The organism is Dactylosporangium sp. NPDC006015, from assembly GCF_040614215.1.
Lineage (GTDB): Bacteria > Actinomycetota > Actinomycetes > Mycobacteriales > Micromonosporaceae > Dactylosporangium > Dactylosporangium maewongense.
Genome location: NZ_JBEXUD010000028.1, coordinates 54,655 through 77,108, shown reverse-complemented (window position 1 = coordinate 77,108; position 22,454 = coordinate 54,655). Strand labels below are relative to the sequence as shown.

Here is a 22,454-nt window from a genome sequence, read left to right as displayed (position 1 = left end):
GGACTAGAGAGTAAACAACTCGGCTAGCCAGCGGCAACAGGGTCCCGATCGGCGTGTTCCAGCGTACCCCATACCAGGTCAACACCGACGAGGGCACCCACCAGATCGACATCGAGCGGCAGCACCCGCCAGCCGGGCACCGCGGAGGGCGTCCAGTTGTCGCCGGTCAGCGCCAGGACGCTCGGCCCCGCACCCGAGATGACGGCCGCGACGCCCTCGGCCCGCAGCGACGCGACCAGGTCCGCACTGCCGGGCATGGACGGCGCCCGATATCCCTGGTGCAGCCGGTCCTCCGTGGCCGCGAACAGGTGCGACGGATCGACGGTGATCGCATGAACGAGCAGCGCGGCCCGTCCGGCGTTGAGCGCGGCGTCGGCGTGCGGCACGGTCGCCGGCAGCGCGGCCCGGGCCACCTCGGTCAGCCCGCGCGACTCCGGCACGAAGACGAACGGCCGGACCGGCGCGGCGGGATCCACCCGTACGGCGGCGGCACCGGCATCCTCGGTCCAGGCGATCGTCACCCCGCCGAGCAGGCACGGCGCCACGTTGTCCGGGTGCCCTTCGAGCTCGGCGGCGATGCGCAGCAGGCCCTGCTCGTCGAGCCGCTCCGCGCCGTCGCTGACCAGCGCCCGGGCGAGGACCACCCCGGCCACGATCGCGGCCGACGACGAGCCCATGCCGCGGGCCTGCGGGATGCGGTTGTTGCAGCGCAGCGCCAGCCCGGCCGGCCGCTCCCCCAGCTCGTCGAACACCCGCCGCATGGCCCGCACGACCAGGTGCGTCTCGTCGCCGGGCAGCTCACCGGCGCCCTCGCCGATCACCTCGACGGTCACCCCGTGGCCGGTCACCCGCGCCTCGACCTCGTCGTGCAGCGACAGGGCCAACCCGAGCGCGTCGAAGCCGGGTCCCAGGTTCGCGCTCGTCGCGGGCACGCGGACGGTGACCGGAGTGGACAGCAGGGCCATACCAATAATGAGATCACGCCCGTCGCGGCACCCCCTAGGGTGGGCCGGTGCCGCCCACATTGTCGATCCTGGTCCGCAACCGCGACTTCCGCCGCCTGTTCACGGCGGACCTGATCGGCCTCGGCGCCGACTGGTTCGTGCAGATCCCGCTGCTCACCCTGCTGCTGCAGCTGACCGGCTCCGGGTTGTGGGGCGCGCTCGTGCTGGCCGCCGACGTCGGCGTGATCGCGCTGCTGCAGCCGTACGCGGGGGTCATCGCCGACCGGTTCGACCGCCGCAGGATCCTCATCGCTGCGGAGATCGCGATGGCCGTCGCCACGCTCGCGCTGCTGCTGGTGCGCACCGCGGCGGCGGCGTGGCTGGCGGTGCTGTTCATCGGCGTCATCGCGGTGGCGAAGGCGTTCTTCGTCCCGGCCGCCTCGGCCGCCCTGCCCAACGTCGTCGACGCCGACGACCTGCCCACCGCCAACGCGCTGTCCGGCGCCGCCTGGGGCACCACGCTCGTCGTCGGCGCGTCGCTGGGCGGCATCGCGTCGGCCGTCGTCGGCCCGTACTGGTGCTTCGCCCTCTCCAGCGCCCTGTGCTTCCTGTCGGCCGTCCAGATCGTCCGCGTCCACCGGCCGCTGCAGGTCACCGTCGCGACGGCGAAGCCGGAGATCGGGGAGGCGCTGCGGTACATCCGCAAACGCCCGCGGGTGGCCTCGCTGGTGACGGTCAAGGCGGCGGCCGGCCTCGGCAACGGCGTGCTGACCACCTTCCCGCTGCTCGCCGCGGCGCACGGGTTCGGCTCGACGGGCGTGGGGCTGCTCTTCGCGGCGCGCGGCCTCGGCGCGCTCGTCGGCCCGTTCGTGCTGCGGCGGGTGCTCAGCCACCCCTCGTGGCTGCTGCCGGGCATGGCGGTGTCGATGTCGCTCTTCGGGCTGATGTACCTCGCCGTCGGCGCCGCACCCTGGTTCGCGCTGGTCCTCGCCTGCGTCACCCTCGCGCACCTGGCCGGCGGCGGCAACTGGACGATGTCCAACTTCGCGCTGCAGGCCGAGATCCCCGACGCGCTGCGGGGCCGCATCTTCGCCACCGACGTCATGCTCGCGCTGCTGTCGGTCGCTGCGTCGCAGCTGATCGTCGGCGCGTTCATCGACCGGGCCGATCCTCGCCTGCTCGCCGCCATCTGCGGCGCCGTGACGCTCGTCTACGCGGCCGGCTGGACGGTGGTCACCAGGCGGCTCCGCTTTGCGGTATCGTAGTGATATCACTTCGATAGCTGGGAGGCTGTCATGGAGCGACGTGCGTTCCGCGTGTCCGGGTTCCTGATCCTGCTCGTGCTGGTCGCCGCGGTCGGCGCCGCGGCCGCGGTCGACCACACCGGCGTGCTGGTCGCCGTCGCGGCCACGGCCGCCGTGCTGCTCATGACGGGCTTCACCGTCGTCAACCCGAACCAGTCGCGGGTCGTGCAGTTCTTCGGCCGCTACGTCGGCACGATCCGCACCGCCGGCTTCCACTGGACCGTCCCGCTGAGCTCGAAGCGCAGCGTCTCGCTCCGGGTGCGCAACTTCGAGACCGCCCGCCTGAAGGTCTCCGACGCCGACGGCAACCCCGTCGAGATCGCCGCCGTCGTCGTCTGGCGCGTCGTCGACACGTTCAAGGCGTCCTTCGGCGTCGACGACCACATCTCGTACGTCGCCGTCCAGGCCGAGGCCGCCGTCCGGCATCTGGCGACAAGCTACCCGTACGAGACGCACGACGACGGCCGCACCAGCCTCCGCGAGGGCACCGCGGTCAGCGAGGAGCTCACGGTCGAGCTGAGCGAGCGGGCCGCCCTCGCCGGCGTCGAGGTGCTCGAGTCGCGCATCACCCACCTGGCGTACGCCCCGGAGATCGCCCAGGCCATGCTCGCCCGCCAGCAGGCCAGCGCCATCGTCGGCGCCCGCTTCAAAATCGTCGAGGGCGCGGTCGGCATGGTGCAGAGCGCCCTGGACCGCCTGCGCGAGCTGGAGGTCGTCGAGCTGGACGAGGAGCGCAAGGCCCAGATGGTGGCCAACCTGCTCGTCGTCCTCTGCGGCGACCGCAACGTCCAGCCGGTCGTGAACACCGGCTCGCTGTACAGCTGAGGTCCCCGCTCGTGGCCGAACGCAAGAAGCTGCTCCTGCGCCTCGACCCGCAGGTCTACGACGCCGTGGCCCGCTGGGCGTCGGACGATCTGCGCAGCGTCAACGCGCAGATCGAGTTCGCCCTGCGCCTGGCCCTGCGCCAGGCCGGCCGGCCGCCCCGCTCCTCCCCCGCTCCCGGCGACGACACCGACGCCGTTTCCCATGATCCGGAAGAGTCCGTGTAGCCAGGGGTGCACAAGGTCTTCCGGATCATGAGGGAAGTGGACGCGGACGGAGAGGGCCAGGGCCCGGCGCAAGCTGGGCCCCGGCCCGGAGACCGCGGGAGCCGCGGTCCGCACCACCGCGGACCTTGGCCATGAAGAAGGATCAGGCGAGGTCGAGGGCCTTCGCGGCGGCGAGGGCGTCGGCGGGGATCGTCGTGGGGGCCGGGGCGGTCGAGATGGCCCACTCGGGGTCCTTCAGGCCGTGGCCGGTGACGGTGCAGACGATCGTCTGGCCCTGCTCGATCAGGCCCTGGGCGCTGGCCTGCAGCAGGCCGGCGACGGAGGCGGCGCTGCCGAGCTCGACGAAGACGCCGACCGAGCGGGCCAGCAGGCGGTAGGCCTGCAGGATGTCGCGGTCGGTGACGGCCTGGATGACGCCGTTGGACTCGTCGCGGGCGTCGACGGCCTTGGTCCAGGAGGCGGGGTTGCCGATGCGGATCGCGGTGGCGATCGTCGACGGCTCGCGGACGACGGCGCCGTTGACGATCGGGGCGGCGCCCGAAGCCTGGAAGCCGAACATGCGCGGGCGGCGGCTGGCGTTGCCCGCCGCGTGGTCCTCCTGGTAGCCCATCCAGTAGGCGCTGATGTTGCCGGCGTTGCCGACGGGCAGGCAGTGGATGTGCGGGGCGTCGCCGAGGCCGGCGACGATCTCGAACGCCGCGGTCTTCTGGCCCTGGAGGCGGTCGGGGTTGACCGAGTTGACCAGGGAGACCGGGAAGTCGAGGGAGAGCTTCGAGGCGAGCGCCAGGCAGTCGTCGAAGTTGCCGGAGACCTGCAGGAGGCGGGCGCCGTGCACGAGGGCCTGGGCGAGCTTGCCGAGGGCGATCTTGCCGGTGGGGACGAGGACGGCGCAGGTGATGCCGGCGCGGGCGGCGTACGCGGCCGCGGACGCCGACGTGTTGCCGGTGGAGGCGCAGATGATCGCCTTCGCACCTTCCTCGACGGCCTTGGAGACCGCCACCGTCATGCCCCGGTCCTTGAAGGAGCCGGTCGGGTTGGCGCCCTCGACCTTGAGGAACACGTCGCAGCCGGTCCGCGACGACAGCTCCGGCGCGGGCAGCAGGGGCGTGTTGCCCTCGTGCAGGGTCACCACCGGAGTCTGTGGTCCGACCGGTAACCGGTCGCGGAACTCTTCGATCAATCCACGCCACATGGCGCTACTCCCCTTCGACACGCAGGACGCTCGCCACGGCGCGAACGATGTCCAGGGCCCGCAGTTCGGCGACGGTGGCCGCGAGGGCGCGGTCCGCGGCGGCGTGCGTGACGATGACCAGCACGGCCTGGTTGCCGCGGCCCGACTGGTTGACGGTCGCGATGCTGACCCCGTGTTTGGCGAAGACGCCCGCGACGGCGGCGAGGACGCCTGCCTTGTCCGCGACGTCCAGCGAGATGTGATACCTGGTGAGCGCGTCGCCGATCGGACGGACCGGAAGGTCGGCATACGCGCTTTCGGAGGCGGCGTGGGTGCCGGCGAGCCGGTTGCGCGACACGGCCACCAGATCGCCGAGGACGGCGCTCGCGGTGGGCGCGCCGCCGGCGCCGCGGCCGTAGAACATGAGCTGGCCGGCGGCCTCGGCCTCGACGAAGACGGCGTTGAACGCGTCGCCGACGCCGGCGAGGGGGTGGGTCCGCGGGATCATCGCCGGGTGGACGCGCACGGAGACGGCGTCGTCGAGCTTGGTGGCGATGCACAGCAGCTTGATCGTGCAGCCCATCGCCTTCGCGCTGGCCATGTCGGCGGCGGTGACCTCGGTGATGCCCTCGCGGTGCACGTCGGCGGCGGTGACCCGGGTGTGGAACGCCATCGACGCGAGGATCGCGGCCTTCGCGGCGGCGTCGAAGCCTTCGACGTCGGCGGTCGGGTCGGCCTCGGCGTACCCGAGCGCGGTCGCCTCCTCGAGGGCCTCGGCAAAGCCGGCACCGGTGCTGTCCATGGAGGACAGGATGAAGTTGGTGGTGCCGTTGACGATGCCGGTGACGCGGGTGATGCGGTCGCCGTGCAGCGAGTCGCGCAGCGGGCGCAGCAGCGGGATCGCGCCGGCGACGGACGCCTCGTAGTACAGGTCGGTGCCGGCCTCGGCGGCCGCCTTGTGCAGGGTCGCGCCGTCCTCGCCGAGCAGCGCCTTGTTGGCCGTCACGACGCTCTTGCCGCCGTGCAGCGCCTCCAGCAGCCACGTGCGGGCCGGCTCGATGCCGCCGACGACCTCGACGACCACGTCGACGTCGTCGCGCTTCACCAGGCCGAGCGCGTCGGTGGTGAACAGCGACGGGTCGATCGGCAGGTCGCGGGCCCGGCCGGCGCGCCGCACGGCGACCCCGACGAGCTCCAGCGGCGCGCCGATGCGGGCCGTCAGGTCCCGCTCGTGCTCGTGGAGGAGCCGGACGACCTCCGCGCCGACCGTCCCGCAGCCAAGCAGCGCCACCTTCACACTCATGGTCACCCCACGTCCAAGTTGAGCAGGTCGTCCTCGGTCTCCCGGCGGACGATCACCCGCGATTCCCCGTCAACCACCGCCACGACCGGTGGACGGGGGACGTGGTTGTAGTTGCTCGCCATGCTGCGGCAATAGGCCCCTGTGCCCGGCACCGCAAGAAGATCTCCGGCCTGAACGTCTGCCGGCAGGAACTCATCCTTCACGATGATGTCCCCGGCCTCGCAATGTTTTCCCACCACGCGGGCGAGAATCGGCGGTTCGGCGGAGGACCGGCCCGCCACGGTCGCGGAGTATGCCGCGTCGTAGAGCGCCGTGCGGATGTTGTCGCTCATGCCGCCGTCGACGCTCACGTACGCGCGGATCCCGTCGACGTCCTTGACCGTGCCGACCTCGTAGAGGGTGAACATCGCCGGTCCGACGATCGCCCGGCCCGGCTCGATCGACAGGTGGGGCACGCTGAGGTGCAGCGCCGCGCACTCCTGCTTGACGATGCGCATCAGGTTCGCCGCGAGGTCGGCGGGCTCCGCCGGCGTGTCCTGGGTGGTGTACGCGATGCCGAACCCACCGCCGAGGTCCAGCTCGGGCAGCTCGACGCCGTGCTGCTCGTTGATCTGCGCCTGCAGCGACAGCAGCCGCCGGGCGGCGACCTCGAACCCCGACGTGTCGAAGATCTGCGAGCCGATGTGCGAGTGCAGGCCGCGCAGGTCGAGGCTGTCCTCGGCAAGGATCTTGTCGACGGCGCCGGCGGCGGCGCCGCCGGACAGCGAGAAGCCGAACTTCTGGTCCTCGTGCGCCGTGGCGATGTACTCGTGGGTGTGGGCCTCGACGCCGACGGTGACCCGGACCATGACCTTCGGCCGGGTGCCCGTGCGCTTGGCGATGGCGCTCAGACGCTCGATCTCGTCGAACGAGTCGACGATGATCCGGCCCACCCCGGCCTCGACGGCCCTGGTCAGCTCGGCGACGGACTTGTTGTTGCCGTGCAGGCCGATGCGCTCCGGCGGCATGCCGCCCCTGAGCGCCACCGCGAGCTCGCCGCCGGTGCAGACGTCGAGCGAGAGGCCCTCCTCGACAAGGATCCGGACGATGTGGGTGGCGATGAACGCCTTGCCGGCATAGAAGACCTCGGCGCCGCCGAAGGCCTCCTTGAACTTCCGGCAGCGTTCGCGGAAGTCGGCCTCGTCGAAGATGTACGCGGGGGTGCCGTGCTCGTCGGCGATCTTTCGGATATCTACCGATCCGACCTCGATCGCGCCGTCCTGCGTTCGCTTGACCGTTTTCGGCCACAACTGCGGGACGAGGGCGTTGACGTCGTCGGGGGTGCGCAGCCAGGACGGGCCGCTGAAGCCCAGTTCCCCGTGCAGCGCTCCGGCTTCATGTGCGCGCATTGGCTTACATCCGTTCCGGTGCAGAGACGCCGAGCAGGTCGAGCCCGTTGACGATGACCTGACGCGTCGCGTCGTTGAGCCACAACCGGGCCCGGTTGGTCTCGGAGATCGGCTCGTCGCCCTGCGGCAGCACCCGGCAGTTGTCGTAGAAGCGGTGGTAGGCGCCCGCGAGCTCCTCCAAATAGCGTGCCACGCGGTGCGGCTCCCGCAGCTCGGCCGCGGTCGCGACCACGGCCGGGAAGTCGCCGAGCGCCTTGAGCAGGTCGAGCTCCTTCTCGTGCACGAGCAGCGCCGGGTCGTACGTGTCGGTCCGGTGCAGCCCGAGGTCGGCGGCGTTCCGGGCGACGGAGGCGGTGCGGGCGCCGACGTACTGGACGTAGAAGACCGGGTTGTCGTTCTTCTGCCGCGTGATGACCTCGATGTCCAAGGTCAGCGGCGAGTCGGTCGAGGAGCGCGCGAGGGAGTACCGCGCGGCGTCGACACCCACGACCTCGATCAGCTCGTCGAGCGTGATCAGCGTCCCGGCGCGCTTGCTCAGGCGCACCGGCTCACCGCCGCGCAGCAGGCTGACCAGCTGGCCGATCAGCACCTCGATGTTGCGCTCCGGGTCGTCGCCGGCGCACGCCGCGATCGCCTTGAGCCGCCCGATGTACCCGTGGTGGTCCGCGCCCAGCATGTAGATGCAGCGGTCGAAGCCCCGCTCGCGCTTGTTGATGTAGTACGCGGCGTCGGCGGCGAAGTAGGTCTTCTCGCCGTTGGACCGGATGAGCACCCGGTCCTTGTCGTCGCCGAAGTCCGTGGTGCGCAGCCAGATCGCGCCGTCGGCCTCGAAGATGTGCCCCTGCTTGCGCAGCTCGTCGAGGGCGTGCTCGACCGCGCCGCCGTCGTGCAGGGTCTTCTCGGAGAACCAGACGTCGAAGTGCACGCCGAAGCGCTCCAGGCTGTCCTGCATCTCCTTGAGCATCGCCGTGTAGCCCTCCTGCTGGAAGGCTGCGGCCTGCTCCGCCTGGTCCTTGTCGAGGATGTCCGGATTTTCCCGGACGATTTGCCGTGCGATGTCCTGAATGTACTCGCCGGGGTAGCCGTCGGGCGGCGTCGGCTGGCCGTTGGCCGCGGCCTGCACCGACTCGCCGAACCTGGCCATCTGCACGCCCGCGTCGTTGATGTAGTGCTCGCGGGTCACGTCCGCGCCGGCCGCGGACAGGATCCTGCCGAGCGCGTCGCCGACCGCGGCCCAGCGGGTGTGGCCCAGGTGGACCGGCCCGGTGGGGTTCGCCGACACGAACTCGAGATTGATCTTCTCCTTCGTGAGGGTCTCGCCGCGCCCGTACGAGCGGCCCGCCTCCACCACGATCCGCGCCAGCTCACCGGCGGCGGCCGCCGACAACCGGATATTGAGAAAACCCGGTCCGGCGATCTCCACGGCATCGATCCCGGGAGTTTCCTGCAAGTTTTTCGCGACGGCGGCGGCCAGGTCGCGCGGGCTCAGCCCGACCTTCTTGCCCAACTGCAGGGCGACATTCGACGCATAGTCACCATGCTCCGGGTTTCGCGGTCGCTCCACGCTGGTCGTCGCAGGAAGAACGGACGCGTCGAGGTCACGCTCGGTAAGCGCCGCCCGGGCGGCTTCGAGGACTGCTACGGCGAGTTCAGCGGGAGTCACCGACAAATGCTATCGGGGGTAGACTCCGGTACTTGGCGGAGGCCCGTTCTGCTGGTCACAATGCGGGACGGCCGCTCCGGCGGTATTGACCGACCGCGCGTCCCGCCCGACCCCCGACCGTTGACCAGACGAGGCCCGATGAGCGAGCACCACGCTGAGCGTTGCGAGGCGACGACATGAGCATGAGCACCCAGCACGGCGGCGGCAACCGCAAGCCGTCGACCAGGCCCGTTGCCGGCGCCAAGCCGAAGCAGGGCGGCGACGAGGCCATCGAGGACGACCTCGACGAGGCGGCCGCCGCCGCTTCGGAGGAGGACGCGCCGGTCTCGCTCGGCAAGGAGTCGACCACGACGTCGGCTTCCGGCAAGCAGAAGGCGAGCCCACGCAAGTCCGCCCCGCCGCGCAAGACGGCCCCCACCGGCAAGCGCCCGGTGGCCAAGAAGGTCGCCCCGGTGAAGGTGAAGCAGGGTGCCGCCTGGGGCCCGATCATCCTCTTCTCCGTGGTCGGCCTGCTGGCCCTCGGCATCGTGGGCTTCGCCGTCTACCAGGTCAATGAGAACGGGCTGACCGTCCGCGAGCGCGCCGACCGGATCGACGGCATCAAGGACTACTTCAAGATCAACAAAGAGTACACCGAGCAGCGGAACCACGTGTGGGGCCCGCAGAAGTACGACCTGTCGATCGCGAACCCCCCGGTCTCCGGCAACCACAACCAGAACTGGCAGCGCTGCCTCGGCGACGTCTACGCGGCGCCGATCGCCACTGAGCACGCCCTGCACGCCCTGGAGCACGGCGCCGTCTGGATCACGTACCAGCCGAACCTGCCGGCCGACCAGGTCGAGGCCCTGGCCAAGAAGGTCAAGGGCAAGGACTACCTGCTCATGAGCCCCTACGAGGGCCAGGCCAAGCCGATCTCCCTGCAGGCGTGGGGCTTCCAGCTCCAGGTCGACAAGGCCAGCGACGGCCGCATCGACGAGTTCATCAAGGCCCTGCGGCAGAACGCCAGCCTCGAGCCCGGCACCCCGTGCTCCCAGGGCGACATCATCACCGAAACCGGCACGACCCCGCGCGACCTGGGCAAGGACGGCGGCGGCACCGGAATGACCTCGGGCGGCTGACCTGTTCGCACAACTCACGGCCCGAGCACGCCTGACCCTGGGCGTGCTCGGCGCCGTCCTCCTCCTCGTCGTGGGCGTCAGCGTCGGGTTCCTCATCCCGACGCTGCGCGGCCCCGGCGACGACTCCGTGGACGCCGGCTTCGCCCGCGACATGAGCCTCCACCACACCCAGGCCGTCGAGATGGCGATGTTCGCGTACCGCCTCGGCTCCACCGACGACATCCGCACCCTCGGCTACGACATGGCCCTCAGCCAGCAGTGGCAGATCGGCCAGATGCAGACCTGGCTCAACGAGTGGCACCTGTCCACCAACAGCGACAAGGCCCCCATGGCCTGGATGCCCGACGGCAAGAACGCCCTCCAGCCGGACGGCCGCATGCCCGGCATGGCCTCCGACGACGAGCTCAAGAAGCTCAAGTCCTCCACCGGCAAGGACTTCGACACCCTCTGGTGCCAGCTCATGCTCCGCCACCACCTGGGCGGCATCCACATGTCGGAAACCGCCGCCAAGAAGGCCTCCACCACCGAGGTCCGCGACGCCGCCGAGAAGATCCGCGTCTCTCAGCAGTACGACATCACCGCCCTCACCGAAAAACTCCAAGACCTGGGAGCGCAACCCCTCCCCTCCTGACTCAGGAGCCACAGGCGGTCTGTTATCCTTTGCGAGGCCGCAAGGCCCCCGTAGCTCAGGGGATAGAGCACCGCCCTCCGGAGGCGGGGGCGCAGGTTCGAATCCTGCCGGGGGCACACAGCGCAAAAGCGCGAGTGACCAGCCAAGAAACGAAGCCCTTGACCAGCAGTTCTGCGGTCAAGGGCTTCGCTCATTTGTCCGGCTGTCACCGGCTAATTCCCGCCATGATCGACGGTCCGCCCCAATACGCCCCCGAGGGCCAGGGGCAGGGACCTACGCCGGAGGCAGGCGAATCCACTGGTCATCGGGTACTACGGCGGCCTGTGTCTGACCTGGAGCACCTACCCTGGATCGGCCCGACCCATCCGCCCTGGCGAACGGCCCGGTGTCAGCGGCTTCACCGATCAGAATTCCTCCGCCACGTCGTCGGTTCTGGTAGCCCTCTCGCACCGCACCGGTGGAAGGATTGGTGACCATGACCGACGCTAGACCGCTGGGCGCTGACGAGGCCTCGTTCATCGCGGTGGCTCGCTCAGGCGATACGGCGCGGTTCGCGCTCATCACGGAGCGCCACCGGCGTGAGCTGCAGGTGCACTGCTACCGGATGCTTGCGAACTACGAGGACGCCCAGGACATGACGCAGGAGACGTTCCTGCGAGCGTGGAACAAGCGGGAGTCGTTCAAGGGCCACGCTGCGCTGCGGACCTGGCTGTACCGGATCGCGACGAACGTCTGCCTTGACTTCCTGGAGAAGCGCAACGATCGCACACCCGTGCCGTCCGGGCTGGCGGACGTCGGCTCCGAGGTGCTGTACCTGCAGCCGTACCCCGACCGGATGCTCCCCGAGGACCCGCAGGAATCGGTGGTGGCGCGGGAGACGATCGAGCTGGCGTTCATCGTCGCCGTCCAGCACCTGCCGCCGCGACAGCGGGCGGTGTTCATTCTGCGCGACGTCGTCGGCTGGCCGGCGTCGAAGGCCGCCGACGCCCTCGATCTGACCATCGCATCGGTGACCAGCGCGCTGCAGCGGGCACGCGTGACGATGCGCGAGCAGCTGCCCGATCGCCGCCTCGACTGGCGGAGCCCCGCCGCCCACGAGCTGTCGAATGACGAGCGCGGCGTGGTGAAGTCGTACATCGACGCCCATGAGCGCAACGATCTCGACGGGTTGATGTCCCTGCTGCGCGACGACCTGCGCTTCGTGATGCTGCCCGAGGCGGGCACCTCGGTCGTCACGGCCAAGGACGCGGTGGACGGCTGGGTCTCCGGTGGGCTCTTCCAGCCCGGCCACGACGACTGGCGCTGCATCGCCACGACGGTCAACCGCATGCCCGCCGCCGCACTGTACCTCCGCACCCCTGACGACCCGGAGTACCGGCTGTTCGCCATCGCGGTCCTGCACGTCGTCGACGGGAAGATCGCCGAGCTCACCGGATTCGACGCCACCGACAAACCATGGCTGGACCTGCCCCCGACACTGTGATCAGACAAGTCCCCGCCGGCGTTGCCGGCGGAGCATCTCGATGCCCGACGAACCCGGCCCCACGAGCCGAGCCGCTGGCCCGTGCTCATCGCCTCGTCTCGTATCGGGTCAGCAGGACGCCGCCGGGAAATGTCCGCGTCTCCACGAGATTCAGGTTCACCCAGCTGTCCAGCGCGGTGAAGAACGGCGTGCCGCCGCCCACCAGGACCGGCACGGTGACCAGCATGTACTCGTCGATCAGCCCGGCCCGCATGGCCGCCCCGGCGAGCGTCGCGCCGCCGATGTCCATCGGGCCGGCGTCCTCTGTCTTGAGCCGGGTGATCTCGGTGACCGCGTCGCCGGTGACCAGGCGGGTGTTCCAGTCGACCGTGCTGGTCGTCGAGGAGAACACCACCTTCGGCATGTCCCGCCAGCGGCGGGCGTACTCGATTTCCGCCTGTGTGGCGCCGGGCCGCTGGTCGGCGGTCGGCCAGTGGGAACTCATCGCCTCCCACAGCTTGCGCCCATACAGCGCCAGGCCCGTCGCCCCCACCCGGTCGGACCACCACTGGAACAGCTCGTCGCTCGGCGACGAGTCCGGTCCCTCACCGCCACTCCAGCCGAGGTCGTCGCCGGGCGCGGCGATGTAGCCGTCCAGGGTCACATTCATGCCGAAGGTCAGTTTCCGCATCATGCAGCCTCTCGAAAGTCGATCTTCTACATACAGACGGGCGCTGCGCGAAAACCTCATCGGTGCGCACTGCTGGCAGACACGAGGTCAGCCCGCGCATCGGCGCAGCTCAACCCAGGCAACGTCACGGTCAAGCCGTGCAGGTTTGTCTCTAGCCGGGGGCACACAGCGCAAAGCGCGAGTGACCAGCCAAAGCGAAGCCATAGACGAACGGAAACGAGGAACGCGGTGACGGCCACTCTGCCGCCGGACTTGTCGGCGACGGTCCGAACGCGGCGATCTGCGCCCGCTTGTACGCCGGTGCCGGACGCCATCAATTCCACGTTGGGCCGGAAACCATTCAACGAGGCATACCTGCGACTCGACGGCTGGCGGCGAGTCTCATCGGCGGCACAATTCGATGCTGTGGCAGAACCTACGTGGACGGCGAGCCTGGCTGACGTTGTTCGCAGGCGCGCGGCTTCTCAACAGCCGGCGCCATCGGCAATACCCGGGATCCTCACGGAGATCGTCGGGCATTGGGTAGAGGCCACCGACCAGCATGGTGTTTGGTGGGACGCAGCGGCGTGGCGGGACGGCCTGGCTGGGACACCGTTGGTCGGCGCAGTCGAGCGCGTCGCGGACGGGCTGACGCTCCTGTCCGATCGAACTCTGATCACGCGCGAGCATGTCTTCTCGGTCAGGGACCGGCCAATCGACCTCTTCGTAGCTTCGATGGCGTGGGGTTACGGGTTGAGCGGCTACGGCTGGTATCGCACTCGCGCATTGTTCGGCCGAGATGGCAGTGCGCAGATACCCAGGTTGGTCGGCGAACTTCAGGAGTCCGCCGGCTCACCCGAGCGAACCTGGACGGTACTGAGGGGCAGTCAGGGCCTGCGCGGGCTCGGCCCAGCCTTCGGTACCAAGATCGCCTACTTCGCCGGGTACGACCGCACTGAAGGTTGTGGGCCGCTCATCGCCGACCGGTGGACCGCGTGGTCATTCTGGGCTCTTGCCGGAAGTTGGGACATCCGCGCGTCTGCCGACCTGTACAGGCGATATGTCGAGACGGCGACGAGTTGGGCGGCGGAGGTTGGCGTGCGCAGCGACGACCTGGAGCGGGCTCTCTTCGTAGCTGGCCCACACGTTCTGCGAACGTGGCGGGCACTGAAGAGCGGGCGCTGATCGGATGTCCACAATCGAGGGCTACCGGGCCGTGGGCCATCAAGGCCCTCCTTGAGCCCTGACCACAGCACCGGTAGCGCCTCGTCGAGGCCTTCGACGCGCCCGCCGGAGCATCGAACGCTGAGCGGGGGCTCGGGAACTGACCGGTTTTTGTATCGCCGAGTGACCTGTCATGCCGGATGGATGCGTGGTCCGCTTGAGGCCCCAAAAGCTTCGAGGAGGATCGATGTCGTTCAAGGGTCGATGGCTTGGGCGGGTGCTGCTCGCTGGGTTCTGCTCCTTGCTCGTTGTGGGGGCCACGCCCTCAGGGGCGCAGGCCGCGCTGGCGCTGACTCCAGATGTTCCCAACAACACCTTCAGCCCGTGGACGTGGAGCTTCAACGTGACGGTGCCGCGGTGGAATGTGGTCTTTGTGCATCCGTACCAAGGGGGTGATGAGGACCTGAGCATCACGCGGGCCGGGGTGCGGCTGGCGCAGACGGGGTCGACGCAGGTCAGTGAGCAGGCCGGCGCCCGGATGGACTTCATCGCGCTCAACAACCATTACCTGCCGCTGGGTGCGTACACCGCCAACACGACGACCTACAGCGGCAGTCCGGCGTACCAGATCATTTTCCGGCAGTCGGCGGGGACCATCACGCCGCATCCGTTCAATTCGCCGGCGCGGTTCGTCGCGGCGAGCACGAATGCCAAGGGGTACGCGATGCTCGGCACGATCTACGACCTGCAGACGCAGATCGGGCAGGACCTCATCATCTCGGCCGACACGCCGGGTGGGGTGTTCCTGGTCGCGGACTACGCCACCATGCCGATTCCGACTCCCGTGCCGCCGGTCTGCTGCGTGAGGATCTCGGCGATCTCGCGGTGGCTGTCGCTGGAGTTCCTGAAGGACACCGAGCGCTGCATCCGGGTCAGCGGTGACGGTTCGCTGCGGGGGCTGGTGGTGCTGTTCCGCGACGGGCCCGGTGACGCGGCGCCGCCGACCCGGCGCTTCAACGTCGAGTACGCCACGACGGCGCAGGCGGAGTCGCGCGGCTGCCGGTGGGCGACGATGCAGGAGTGACCGGTGAAAAGGAACCGCCCGGCCCCCCTTCCACCGGGGGTGCCGGGCGGTTTTGGTGCTGTGTGGGCTAGGCCGAGATGTCGATGAACGAGGCCCAGCTGTTGTTGTACTCCGCGAAGTTCGCGTGGTTGTCCGCGGAGCGGGTGTAGACCTGCGTCGAACGGTTCGACACGTTGAACAGCACCGAAGGCGCGGAGACAGCGGCGCCGCCGATGTTGTTCCAGCCGGACCAGCCCTTGTAGTAGTACACGTACTGGGTCTGGCCACCAGCGGTCGCGGCGTACGCCTCGGTCGTGCCGTAGCGCGGGTTGTAGATCACGCCCGGGTCGCTGGCGAGGCTGCCCTTGAGGTCGATCCAGTCCGCCCAGCCGTTGTAGTAGTACCGGTAGGCGAGCGTGTTGGTCGACGTGCGGGTGTAGACCTCGGTGGTGCCGTAGGTCGGGTTGTAGATGACGCCCGGGTTCCCGGAGACGTTCCCTTCGAGGCTGACCCAGCCGGACCAGCCGTTGTTGTAGTACTTGTACTTCAGCTTGTTGTCCGTGGTACGGACGTACACCTCAGTCGTGCCGTACTTCGGGTTGTACAGCAACGCCGGGTCACTGGCGATCTGACCACCGAGGTCGGACCACCCGGACCAGCCGTTGGCGTAGTACTTGTACTTCAGCGTCCCGTCAGCGAACCGGGCATAGATCTCGGTCGTGCCGTACTTCGGGTTGTACAAGATGGACGGGTTACCCGCCAGCTCGCCCCCGAGGTCGTTCCACCCGGACCAACCGTTGGAGTAGTAACGGTAGGCAAGGTGGTTGTTCGCCAGACGCGCGTACACCTCAGTGGTGCCGTACGTCGGGTTGTACAGCACAGCCGGGTCACCCTGCGTGTCGCCACCCAGGTCAGACCAGTCCGACCATTCACTGCCGGCCCGGTACGCGTACACGATCTTGTTGTCGGTCGTGCGCCCGTACACCTCGGTCGTGCCGAAACGCTGGTTGTTGATGCCAACGGGCTTCGACGCGATCCTCGGCGGGTCGTTCTGACGGATGTACAGCAACCGGTTCGCCGTGCTGCTCGCAGCGTAGGGCGGGTAGTTGCCGTACATGTCCAGGGCACCGTTCGTGGCGCTCTGGATGAGCGCCTGACGCACCTGCGACGGGGTGTAGTCCGGATGTGCCTGCAGGATCAGGGCAGCCGCGCCGGCGACGTGCGGAGACGCCATCGACGTGCCGCCGATCGTGTTCGTGGAGCTCGGCGCGTAGATCCAGGCCGACGTGATGTCGTAGCCCGGCGCGAAGATGTCCACGCACGGTCCGTAGTTCGACCAGACGATCGGGTACTCGCGCCCGTTACCGGAATACACGAACGAACCGCCGACCGTCAGCGCCGCCGGAACCCGCGACGGCGAGTAGTTGCAGGCGTTGAGCGGGTTGCCTTCGTCGTCGCCGTTACCGGCGGCGACCGCGTAGGTCAGCCCGGACGCGATCGACCGGGCGACGGCCTCGTCCTGCGTCGCAACGATGCCCGAGGCACCGATGCTCATGTTGACCACGGCGGGCTTGACCGCGTTCGCGGTGACCCACTCGACGCCGTTGAGGACCTCGGAGTTGAAGCCGTAGCCGTAGCAGTCCAGCACGCGAACCGCGACGATCTTCACCTGCTTGGCCACACCGTACGTGGTGCCGCCGAGCGTGCCGGCCACGTGCGTGCCGTGCCCGTCACAGTCTGAGGCGTTGTCCGGCGCGTCGTGCTCGGGCGTGTTCGCCGGCGTGTTCGCGATCTTCCTTACCGCCCGGTCGACGAAGTTCCTGCCCCACGAAGCCCGGCCGCCGAACTCGTCGTGCTCCTTGTACAGGCCCGTGTCGATCACGTACGCCGTCACCGACGACGCCGTGTTCGGGTAGGTGTACTGGTAGTTCCTCGTCAGGCCGCGGCTGTCGATCCGGTCGAGGTTCCAGACCGGGTTGTTCTGGGTGTCCGCCTTGTGCAGCAGCACGTCGCGCGAGACGGACGCCACCGACGGGTCTGCCGCCAGACGCGCGGCCTGGTCCTCGGAGAGACCGCTGACCGCGTAGCCCTTCAGCGTGACGCTGTACTCGCTGGTGACCTTGCCGCCGTGGCGCGACGACAGCGCCTTGGCCAAGCTGGAGACGTTGGCCTTCGCCTGGGACGTGTTCAGACCACTGAAGGCGTTGCCCTTCAGCTGAACGATGTAGCCACCGGCCAGGCTCTGGTTCGCGTCGCCGAGAACCTCGCCCCGCGGAGGATTGACCACCTCCGCCGATGCCGGCGTGCCCGAGACGAGCACCACGCCCGCGGCGGCGAGCGTCGAGACGCCCACCATCGCCCAGCGCCGCGGCCGGCTTACGAGCCGTCCATACGCAGCCCTTTCCTTGCCCTTTGTGTTGATGGTTATTCCCTCCCCATGAGGATCACCCGGCGGACATCGACGGTTCACGCCAGAAGGGTGATCGGAATATGGAGAGACTAAGTGGACTACCCCGTTCTCGGCCACCCCGTTCGGGTGTTCATGTCGTGAAGATCGGACGAAGGGACTAGCCGTGTGTTAGCCAGGCGGCGAGGATCCCCGGCGGTTTGATCCTGACCGTATGCTTCGCCCGACGTCCGGCCTAGGAGCGCAGCATGTCCGATCCATCCCAGTCCCTGCCCCAGCAGCCTCCCTACCCGCCGGCCGCGCCTTCACCGTTGCCGCCGCAGCAGGTGTACGAGCAGCCGCAATTCGGGCAGCCACAGCCGCCGCAATCCGGGCAGACGCCTTACGGGCAACCGCAATACGGTCAACCGCAGCAGGCCCAGTACGGTCAGCCACAACCGCAATACGGACCGGCGCAATTCCACCAGCCACAGTGGACACCGCCGCCCGCCAAGAACCGTACGGCGCTGATTGTGAGCATCGTCGCAGTCGCCGTCGTCCTGCTGTTCGCGGCGGCGGTGACGGTCGCGTACAAGCTCACGCGCGACGACGAGCCGGCTGCGACCGCCTCCGCGGCGAGCACGGCCGGTGGTGGCGGCGGCGAGAAGCGGCTGCGCCTGACGGCGCCGGCGACCGTCGGGTCGTGGAAGAAGGCGAGCAGTCAGGAGCTCGCCGACAAGCTGAGCGCCGCCGGCACCGTCACCCTCATCGACGAGCCGTTCGCGGCCCAGTACGACAACGGCGGCATCACCGCGGCGATCTGGGGCGGGACCGGCAAGGACATCCGGTTCGACTCGGCGCAGGAGCTGTTCACGGCGTTCGTCAAGGGCGCCCTGACGATCACCCCGGGCACGCCCGGGACGACGTCGCCGGTCGACCCGGGGCTGATCGGCGGGCAGGCGTACTGCGTGGCCATCACGGGCAGCGGCGCCGGTTCGTCGGCCTGCCTCTGGTTCGCGGATCAGCTGACGGTCGGGTTCGTCTTCACCGGCGGCGAGCCGGACGCCGCGGGCGGATACGTGAAGGAGATGCTGTCGGGCTTGGTGACCTTCGGCTAACGGTCCGGCACGCCGAGGTTCAGCTCGGCGGTGGCGAGCATGCGGGCGATCTCGATCCGCGGCTGCCGGAACTCCATCGCCACGACCTGGAACGGGTCGACGACGTGGACGGCGCTCTGCGCGTCGGTGGCGCTCAGCACATACCGGTAGCCGCGCGGCGCGTTCGGTGCGGGCCGGACCTCCCAGGCCGCGCCGAGGCGGGCCGCCATGACGCGCGCGACGAACGACACGAGGTCGGCGTGCAGGGTGACCCAGTCGTCGGTCTGGAACTCCGTCAGAGGCAGCCGGTTCACGTACACCTGCAGCAACGGCACGACGGAGACCGGGTCGCGCTCGGCTTCGTCCGCGGGGGCACCGACTAGCTCGGCGACCCCGGCGAAGTTCTTCCGCGAGCCGGCGGCCCAGTCCTCCAGATCGGCGTCGGTCACCATGGACGGCCTTTCACCGGTTGCGCAGACGGGCGAGGAACGAGCGGGGCGCCGGCCGCTGACCCACGACGGCCGCGGGCCGTTTGACGGCGGCCGGCCGTTTGACGGTGGACGAGGGCGCGGTGATCAGGCCGCGGGTGCGCAGCTCGGCCCAGATCCACGGCGGGCACAGCCCCCGGTAGCTGCGGAACTCCTCCAGCGGCACCCGGGTCGGCCGCAGCTCCAGCCAGCTCTCCTTGCTCAGCACGCCGCGGCACCGATCCAGTGGCAGGGGTAAGTAGTCGTCGAAGCGCGACTTGTCCTGGCTGGTGATCTTGAGCACGTCGGCGCCGCCGGTGTCGGCGCTCAGCACCAGCACCGGGCGGTCCTTGCCTTCGTCGTCCTCCTCGAAGGTCACGAACGCGTTCCACACCTCGTGCGTCTTGGGCACGCGGACGGCCGGGTCGCGGGCCGGCCGCGGAGCCACGTCGGGACGGAAGCGGCGCAGCACCGCGATGGTCAGGACGGCGGCGGCGAGGGCGAGCAGCGGCAGGGTCAGCAGCATGATCGCCACCGTGGTGGTGGAGGCGGTGCGGGGGTTGCCGGCGACGGGCACGTGGTTGACGGCGGCCCACGCCCCGACCAGGCCGGCGGCCGCGAGCACCACCCCAGCCCGCACGAACAGGTGCACGACGCCGTCGATGTCCGCGAACTGCCAGACGGCGATGCACACCACCAGCGCGCCCAGGGTCACGGCGCCGCCGGTCCAGAAGTCGAAGACCCGGAAGCCGAGCGCGTAGGCGACGCACTTGGCGGCGACGCAGCCCGCGAGCAGGATGCCGGCGCGGACGAAGATCTGGCCCGCGCTGTTTCCGCCGGGCGTGCGGAAGCGGCGGCCGAGCACGAGGGCCACGACCGGCGACGCGACCAGCCCAGGCCAGATCGCGCCGGCGTCGCTGTGGCCGAGCAGCACGTCGGCGGGCAGGCCGATGACGGCGGCGCCGCCGAACCAGGCGGCCACCACGATCGGCAGCAGCACCCAGCCCAGCGGCGTGAGGAACAGCGCCCGCGACTCCCACGCGATGACGCACACCAGGCCGAACCCGATCGCGGCGGCGATGAAGAGCAGCGCCCCGGTGCCGTTGAGCAGCCCGTCAGCGACGGCCATGCGCGCTCCTCCCCCCACACGGTCGGCATCAGCCTGCCATAGACCATTGTGTCGCCGGTACGGTCCGCGCGGGCCCGACAATTCGCGCTGTCGCGACCGCGTCACACTCAGCCACGCGGTCGCGGCGCCTCACGTGAGGTCGTCGAGTGCCGCCGCCTCCGACACGGTCTCCTCCGGCAGCTGCGGCGCCGGCGACGGCCACGGCTTGAGGCCCTGCACGACGGTGCCGTAGAAGGCGTCGAGCGCCGTGATGACGCTGTGCACGAAGGCCCCTCTGACGCCGGACCGCCTGGCGCCCATCGGGGTGCTCCGGCTGAGCTTGAAGGTGGTGATGTCCAGCGCCCGGTCGACGATCAGGACTGCCGGTCTGGCCCGGGCGTCGCCGAGCCGCTCGCAGGTGGTCTCGGTGCGGCCGGTGAAGCCGACCTCGACCACGACGTCGTTGGGGGCCTTGTCGAGCTGCCTGAGCAGCCAGGACACCCGCCGCTGCGAGCTGCCTTCCTTCGGGGCGGCGACCTGGACCGACACCTTGACCTGCCCGCGCCCGACATCGGCGGCGAGGGTGACCAGCCCGGCCGCGCCCGGGATCTTCAAGGTCGCGTCGAGGACGCCGTCGACGGCGAGCTTCGAGACGACCGCGGCCTGCCGGGCGGCCGGGTCCACGGCGAGCCGGCGGGGCAGCGGGCTGGTGACGGTGACCCCGAGCTCGGCGGTGAGGTGCAGGCAGAGGAACCGCACCAGCCGCAGCCACGCGTCGGCGACCGCGGGCACCTTACGGTCGGCGGCCCGCAGCGTGCCGGCGACCGCCGCGTCCCGGACGGTCGCCCACGCGGCGCCCATGTCGTCGAACCCGGACGCGCCCGAGCGGGGGTGCTCCAGGTACTTGATGAACTCGGCCAGGATCCACGCCTGGACCGGCGTCTCGACGCCGCGGTGCGTGAGCACCATCCTGGCCTCCTGCAGGACCTCGGCCCACGACAGGTGCAGCATCCCGACCTTGCGGATCTTGCGCTTGTCCACGTCGACGGGGTGCTCGCCGGCGCCGGGCGCGATCTCGTTGGACAGCGTGACGACCACGTCGTAGCCACGGATCCGGGCGACGTCGAGGTACTTCTCGACCTGGTCGCGGCGCAGCTGGGAGGTGCCGGTCTTGACCTCGAGCAGGCACGTCCACAGGCGGCTGCCGCGGGCGACCCTGATCACGCCGTCCGGGATGACCTTGCGGTCGGCGAGCTCGAACTGCACCTCGGCGAACGTCTCCACGGTGCCGGCGGGGGCGCCGAGCCGGGCGACGATGCCGCGGGCGAACGGGCGGACGGCGTACATGGTCGCCAGCAGCGCCGACGTGGCCCGCTTCTCCTGCTCCTCGGCCGCGCCGACGCCGGCGACCGAGAAGAGCCGGGCCGCCGGCCAGTTCGTGCCGCCGGCCAGGGCGGGCACCGGCGGCATGATCCTGGTGGTCCGGGGTTGTCTGGTGCGCACCGTCTTCGCCCGGCTGGCCGCCGGAGCGGCACCGGCGGACACCACGGCCGCAGGCGCCGGTTCGTCGAGCGCCGGCTCCGGCTCGCCGGACACCGCCGCGTCCGCGCCGGCGTCGTCCACGAAGTCCCCGACGTCCACGGCTTCTTCCAGCACGGACGTCGTCTCGTCCAGCAGCTCCGCGTCCATGTCGTCCGCGCCGGGCGCGTCCAGCAGCTCCGTCCCGGTCTCCTCGAGCACGGACGTCGTCTCGTCCAGGATCGGGGCCGGCAGGTCCGCGGCGTCCGGCGCCGGCTCGTCGTCGACGCTGACGCCGAAGTCGGTCGCGAGGCCGGCGAGGCCGGTGTCCCAGCCCTGACCGACCGCACGCAACTTCCAGGCACCGTTGCGCCGGTACACCTCACCGAACACGAATGCCGTCTCGACCGTGGCGTCGGTGATGTCGTACCGGACGATCGGCGCTCCCCCGTCGTCCAGCGCCACGAGATGCATTCCGCTCAATTCACCGAACGAGCCCCGGTCGAGACTCGCGGCAATCGCAATGGTGTCGACATCCCCGGGCACCGACTCGAGGTCGACCGCGATCCGCTCCTCCACACCGCCCTCGGTGACGCTCGCACCGAGATGCCGCACCGACCCGTCCGCCGAGGTCGGCTGGTTGTAGAAGACGAGATCAGCGTCCGAGCGGACCTTCCTACCGGCCAGCAACAATGCGGATGCGTCGATTGCTCGCTCGTTCTCGAAATCCTGCCATCCGACGACGATCTGCAATCCAGTCGTGTCGGTGGGAAGTTCGAGATTCGCGCCTTTGGTGATGCTCCGGGCGTCCATCCCGGCAGTATCGAGCAGCGAATTGCCACGACGGAACCACGCATGCGCAAACATCGCTGAAGAGCGGATCACGTGCAACCGATGGGCCATCGATCACTGGCCGACAGGTGCCCACCACCGCCCGTAGTGGACACC

General features: G+C 69.7%; 19 protein-coding genes and 1 tRNA gene. 10 read left to right on the top strand and 10 right to left on the bottom strand.

The features are described from left to right. Positions 1 to 23: 23 nt before the first annotated feature. A complete protein-coding gene (thrB, locus tag ABZ321_RS37265; RefSeq protein WP_344510342.1) occupies positions 24 to 965 on the bottom strand; it encodes a homoserine kinase in 942 nt (313 codons plus the stop codon). A gap of 47 nt (positions 966 to 1,012) precedes the next feature. Between thrB and ABZ321_RS37260 the strand changes: the two genes are divergently transcribed. From ABZ321_RS37260 to ABZ321_RS37250, 3 genes are read left to right on the top strand one after another with little or no spacing between them, the layout of a single operon-like run. Continuing rightward, a complete protein-coding gene (locus ABZ321_RS37260) occupies positions 1,013 to 2,209 on the top strand; it encodes an MFS transporter (RefSeq protein ID WP_354900236.1) in 1,197 nt (398 codons plus the stop codon). A 30-nt stretch (positions 2,210 to 2,239) separates the two neighbouring features. Then, positions 2,240 to 3,073 (top strand): SPFH domain-containing protein, encoded by an 834-nt coding sequence (locus tag ABZ321_RS37255; protein ID WP_344510346.1) that lies wholly within the window; start codon positions 2,240 to 2,242, stop codon positions 3,071 to 3,073. Positions 3,074 to 3,084: 11 nt separating this feature from the next. Continuing rightward, on the top strand, positions 3,085 to 3,297 hold the full coding sequence (locus ABZ321_RS37250; RefSeq protein ID WP_344510348.1) for a hypothetical protein: 213 nt from the start codon (positions 3,085 to 3,087) through the stop codon (positions 3,295 to 3,297). A 142-nt stretch (positions 3,298 to 3,439) separates the two neighbouring features. Here the strand turns inward: ABZ321_RS37250 and thrC are convergent, their stop codons facing one another. The 4 genes from thrC to argS are packed head-to-tail and all read right to left on the bottom strand — an operon-like array spanning position 3,440 to position 8,822. Beyond that, the gene (gene thrC / locus ABZ321_RS37245; RefSeq protein WP_344510350.1) at positions 3,440 to 4,489 is read right to left on the bottom strand and encodes a threonine synthase; all 1,050 of its coding nucleotides are present in this window, start codon (positions 4,487 to 4,489) and stop codon (positions 3,440 to 3,442) included. 4 nt (positions 4,490 to 4,493) lie between these two features. Next, positions 4,494 to 5,765: a homoserine dehydrogenase gene (locus ABZ321_RS37240; protein ID WP_344510461.1), complete on the bottom strand. Its 1,272-nt coding sequence runs from the start codon at positions 5,763 to 5,765 to the stop codon at positions 4,494 to 4,496. A gap of 8 nt (positions 5,766 to 5,773) precedes the next feature. Next, entirely contained in the window at positions 5,774 to 7,159 is a 1,386-nt protein-coding gene (lysA, locus tag ABZ321_RS37235; RefSeq protein WP_344510352.1) for a diaminopimelate decarboxylase, read from the bottom strand. Between the two features lie 4 nt (positions 7,160 to 7,163). After that, the gene (gene argS, locus ABZ321_RS37230) at positions 7,164 to 8,822 is read right to left on the bottom strand and encodes an arginine--tRNA ligase (protein WP_354900233.1); all 1,659 of its coding nucleotides are present in this window, start codon (positions 8,820 to 8,822) and stop codon (positions 7,164 to 7,166) included. Between the two features lie 176 nt (positions 8,823 to 8,998). Here argS and ABZ321_RS37225 point away from each other — a divergent pair, with 176 nt between their 5' ends. The 4 genes from ABZ321_RS37225 (at position 8,999) to ABZ321_RS37210 (ending at position 12,054) form a co-directional block, all read left to right on the top strand. Next, a complete protein-coding gene (locus ABZ321_RS37225) occupies positions 8,999 to 9,940 on the top strand; it encodes a DUF3105 domain-containing protein (protein WP_344510356.1) in 942 nt (313 codons plus the stop codon). Between the two features lie 43 nt (positions 9,941 to 9,983). Further along, positions 9,984 to 10,571 carry a DUF305 domain-containing protein gene (locus tag ABZ321_RS37220; protein WP_354900231.1) on the top strand — a complete coding sequence of 196 codons (588 nt, stop codon included), beginning with the start codon at positions 9,984 to 9,986 and terminating at the stop codon, positions 10,569 to 10,571. 44 nt (positions 10,572 to 10,615) lie between these two features. After that, positions 10,616 to 10,687, top strand: a tRNA-Arg gene (locus ABZ321_RS37215). Positions 10,688 to 11,046: 359 nt separating this feature from the next. Further along, positions 11,047 to 12,054: an RNA polymerase subunit sigma-70 gene (locus ABZ321_RS37210; RefSeq protein WP_354900229.1), complete on the top strand. Its 1,008-nt coding sequence runs from the start codon at positions 11,047 to 11,049 to the stop codon at positions 12,052 to 12,054. Positions 12,055 to 12,139: 85 nt separating this feature from the next. Here ABZ321_RS37210 and ABZ321_RS37205 read toward each other — a convergent pair whose 3' ends face one another. Next, the gene (locus ABZ321_RS37205) at positions 12,140 to 12,727 is read right to left on the bottom strand and encodes a dihydrofolate reductase family protein (protein WP_344510362.1); all 588 of its coding nucleotides are present in this window, start codon (positions 12,725 to 12,727) and stop codon (positions 12,140 to 12,142) included. A 225-nt stretch (positions 12,728 to 12,952) separates the two neighbouring features. Between ABZ321_RS37205 and ABZ321_RS37200 the strand changes: the two genes are divergently transcribed. After that, a complete protein-coding gene (locus tag ABZ321_RS37200; RefSeq protein ID WP_354900227.1) occupies positions 12,953 to 13,888 on the top strand; it encodes a hypothetical protein in 936 nt (311 codons plus the stop codon). A 187-nt stretch (positions 13,889 to 14,075) separates the two neighbouring features. Further along, the gene (locus ABZ321_RS37195; protein ID WP_354900225.1) at positions 14,076 to 14,951 is read left to right on the top strand and encodes a hypothetical protein; all 876 of its coding nucleotides are present in this window, start codon (positions 14,076 to 14,078) and stop codon (positions 14,949 to 14,951) included. 67 nt (positions 14,952 to 15,018) lie between these two features. On the opposite strand, the gene ABZ321_RS37190 is transcribed toward ABZ321_RS37195, so the two are convergent. Next, positions 15,019 to 17,286, bottom strand: coding sequence for a S8 family serine peptidase (locus tag ABZ321_RS37190; protein ID WP_354900223.1), 2,268 nt, complete (start codon positions 17,284 to 17,286; stop codon positions 15,019 to 15,021). A 563-nt stretch (positions 17,287 to 17,849) separates the two neighbouring features. Here ABZ321_RS37190 and ABZ321_RS37185 point away from each other — a divergent pair. Then, a complete protein-coding gene (locus ABZ321_RS37185) occupies positions 17,850 to 18,434 on the top strand; it encodes a hypothetical protein (protein WP_354900221.1) in 585 nt (194 codons plus the stop codon). Here ABZ321_RS37185 and ABZ321_RS37180 read toward each other — a convergent pair. The 3 genes from ABZ321_RS37180 to ABZ321_RS37170 form a co-directional block, all read right to left on the bottom strand. Continuing rightward, positions 18,431 to 18,862, bottom strand: a complete 432-nt coding sequence (locus ABZ321_RS37180; RefSeq protein ID WP_354900219.1) for a hypothetical protein — start codon at positions 18,860 to 18,862, stop codon at positions 18,431 to 18,433. The two genes, ABZ321_RS37185 and ABZ321_RS37180, sit on opposite strands and share 4 nt — an antisense overlap. Before the next feature lie 13 nt (positions 18,863 to 18,875). After that, positions 18,876 to 20,009: a hypothetical protein gene (locus ABZ321_RS37175; protein ID WP_354900217.1), complete on the bottom strand. Its 1,134-nt coding sequence runs from the start codon at positions 20,007 to 20,009 to the stop codon at positions 18,876 to 18,878. A 129-nt stretch (positions 20,010 to 20,138) separates the two neighbouring features. Further along, positions 20,139 to 22,319, bottom strand: a complete 2,181-nt coding sequence (locus ABZ321_RS37170; RefSeq protein ID WP_354900215.1) for a TerD family protein — start codon at positions 22,317 to 22,319, stop codon at positions 20,139 to 20,141. Positions 22,320 to 22,454: the final 135 nt, after the last annotated feature.